Source organism: Roseateles sp. P5_B10 (assembly GCF_056400485.1).
Genome location: NZ_JBFULE010000677.1, coordinates 1 through 2,882, shown reverse-complemented (window position 1 = coordinate 2,882; position 2,882 = coordinate 1). Strand labels below are relative to the sequence as shown.

The window sequence follows — 2,882 nt, the reverse complement described above, 5'->3', positions numbered from 1 at the left end:
GAATAGCGCTCGCCGTCGACCGAGATGTAGCAGCTGTCGGCATTGGGCGTGACGAGACCGAGGTGATAGCGCACCGAGCCGGCGAAGGGATCGCGGTGGGTGACGAGGCGCCCGCCCGGCGGCAAGGCCGCGAACATGGCGGCCTTCACGGTCGGGATGCGCTGCAGCAGCCCGGTCGTCACCGGGCAGAGTTCGCGCGCCGATGGATGCGCGTCGCCATACCACTTCAGGTGAAAGCGCGTCCAGCCGGTCTTGAAAAAGCTGTTGAAGCCGGCGTCGTTGTACTTGTCGCTCTTCTTGATCTCGCCCGCGTCGGCCAGCTTGAAGGCTTCGGCGCGGATGTCCTGCCAATGGTCTTGCAGCAGCTTGAGCTCCGGGAAGCCGGCGACCGGCAGATAGGGCTTGGCCGGCAGCCTGGAGAACAGGTACATCAGGCAGTTGATGGGCGCCATGAAGGTGGAGTGATCCATCAGCTGGCGGAAGAAGCGCAGGCGCACGCGGCCGCGGAAATGCACGTACATCGTGCTCGCGATGAAGACCGCCACGATGAGCAGCTTGATATAGGGAATGTCGTGGGTCATTTGGCGTAGAAGTCAGCCTCGCCGGGAGGCCGTGACTTGAAGCGCTTGTGCAGCCAGAAGTATTGGTGCAATTGTCGGCGCGCTTGAGCCTCGATGACGGCGTTCATGCGGGTGGCGTCGGCGACGATGTCATCGGTCGGGAAATTGGCCAGCGCCGGCTCGATGACCAGCGTGTAGCCATCCGCCTCGCGGCGCGGGTAGCAGGGCAGCACGGCCGCCTTGGTGACAGCCGCCATGCGCGACAGCCCGCCGATGGTGGCCGCCGGCACGCCGAAGAAGGGTACGAAGACCGAGTCGCGGTGGCCAAAGTCCTGGTCGGGCAGGTAGTAGAGGCGATAGCCCTCCTTCAGCGCCCGCAGCGTCGGCCGCGTGCCCTGCTGGCGCGCAAAGATGATGCCGGTGCCAAAACGCAGCCGCTTGGCGCGAAAGAACGCGTCCAGCCAGGGGTCCTTCTGAACCGAGTAGATGCTGACCAGCGGCGTCTCCAGCGACACCCGCAGGCCGGCCAGGTCCAGGCCGGTGAAGTGGGGCATCATCAAGATGACATTGCGGCCATCCAACGCGCGCAGGTTCTCAAGGCCTTCGATGCGGACCAGGCGCTTCAGGCGCTCGCGCGAAGCGAACCAGCCGTAGCCGTACTCCAGCAGCATCTGCACCATGGCGACGAAATTCTGGCGCAGCAGGCGGCGGCGAGCTGCCGGTGTCCAGTCCGGCAGCGCGAGCTTGAGGTTGACTTCACCGATGTGCCGGCGTGACGACGGCATCGATGCGACGAGGTTGCCAATCAGCCAGCCGAGGGCCGTGATGGCGCGAAACGGCAGCCAGCTGAGCAGCCAGACAAAACCGACAAGAAGCCTCAGGCCCACGATGTTTCCTGCCGTTTTTTCAAGGCATTCCTTTTAAAAACAATCACTTAGGGGTGAAGTGCGCCCTGCTGGCGCGCGGCCATTGTCTCAGGCCGCCAGCACCGTGCGCCGCAGGCGCAAGCGTTGCGCCGTCAGCATCAGCAGCGGGATGGCCGCCAGCCAGGCGTAGGCCCAGGCGGACGGATGCATCCACCACGCCGCCGCGACCAGGCCGCATTGCAGCAACATGGCATTGCCGAAGCCCGCGCCGCGACCGCCGGTGTAGCTGGCGATCAGCATCGCCGCCAGCCACAGGCCGAGCAGCATGCGCAGGGCGAGCCAGAGCATGCCGGGCTGGTCGAGGGCCAGCAGGCCGACCAGCGCCGGCCATTGCAGCAGCGCGAAGGTGCAGGGTTCGGAGAGGGCACGGTTCAGCATGGGGTCTCCCGGGCTCATCAGGGTTCGACGGTGTAGTTGCGCCAGCGCGTGGTGATGGTGTTGGCGACGCTGATATTCAGGTTGGACGTCCGGCGTCCGCTGGCGTTGAGGATCTCGGCTCGGCATGTGATGGTGCTGGGGATGTATTGCTCTTCCTCGACCACACCGCGGACGGCCTCCAGCTCACGGCGCCGGCTGGCGCCGGCGGTGGCGAGCTCGGCGTTGATCTCGTTCAGGGCCGCTCCGCGGTTGCCGCGGCCGTAGTTCATCGTCACATTGAAGTTGCGCGCCGAGCCACCGCCGTCCACCGCAGTCTTCACGTCCGTCTCGAAGGCATGCAGCATCGAGGCGCCGCCGCGGTTGTTGGCGTCCTGCGTGATGGGGCCGAGGTTCTCCCAGATATTGCCGGGGCCGTCGAGGTTGTGGTTGAGCAGGTGGCCCTTGACGTAAAGGTGGTCGCCTGCATTGCCGTCGCTGCGGCGCTTGGCCAGCCGCACCCAGCGCGCCGACGTGACGCTGGGCTCGCCACCGCGCACTGGCCAATGCGAGCGTTGGGCGTTCAGCCGATCGATCTGCGCGGAACGGGCCCATCCCTGCGCGGTGACGGTGCCGAACGCCGGCGGTGTGGAGGCGCCACCGCCGGCCGGCATCAGGCGCCGGGTCACGGTGGCGATCTCGGTGATCAGCGCGACGATGGCGGCGGAAACCACCTGAGGATCGTTGGACGTCATCGGATCGGCCGAACCGCCCGCGGCCGCAGCGCCCGCAGCCGGTGCCGCGCTGCCCAGCGAGCGGGCACGACGGCGCAACTGCTGCAGCCGGCGGTACTTCTGCTGGGCATCCGTGCGGTCTTCGCTGGCGGGCAGGCCGGCCAGGAAGTCGGGGAAGCGCTGTGGCGTCGAGGCCACCATCAGCTCGCCTTCCTCGCCTTCACCCTCGAGATAGAGCTCGTGCGGCTCGCCGCTCTCCGTCGTGAAGCTGAAGCGCTCGCGCCACCATTGCACGACCGCACCAACGG

General features: G+C 66.9%; 4 protein-coding genes. All 4 read right to left on the bottom strand.

Annotated features, from left to right (window positions below; translation table 11 throughout):
- Nucleotides 1-581 (bottom strand): aspartyl/asparaginyl beta-hydroxylase domain-containing protein (locus AC1DU6_RS25840; RefSeq protein ID WP_477860603.1); only part of this gene is annotated, 581 nt, incomplete at its 3' end.
- Entirely contained in the window at nucleotides 578-1,447 is an 870-nt protein-coding gene (locus AC1DU6_RS25835; RefSeq protein ID WP_457325831.1) for a lysophospholipid acyltransferase family protein, read from the bottom strand. The genes AC1DU6_RS25835 and AC1DU6_RS25840, both read right to left, overlap by 4 nt.
- Before the next feature lie 87 nt (nucleotides 1,448-1,534).
- Nucleotides 1,535-1,864: a hypothetical protein gene (locus AC1DU6_RS25830; RefSeq protein ID WP_457325832.1), complete on the bottom strand. Its 330-nt coding sequence runs from the start codon at nucleotides 1,862-1,864 to the stop codon at nucleotides 1,535-1,537.
- A gap of 17 nt (nucleotides 1,865-1,881) precedes the next feature.
- Nucleotides 1,882-2,882 (bottom strand): hypothetical protein (locus AC1DU6_RS25825; protein ID WP_477860601.1); only part of this gene is annotated, 1,001 nt, incomplete at its 5' end.

Excerpts from the sequence above, each read along its gene's own strand:
- AC1DU6_RS25830 (WP_457325832.1), bottom strand. The coding sequence starts at position 1,864 with ATGCTGAACCGTGCCCTCTCCGAACCCTGCACCTTCGCGCTGCTGCAA.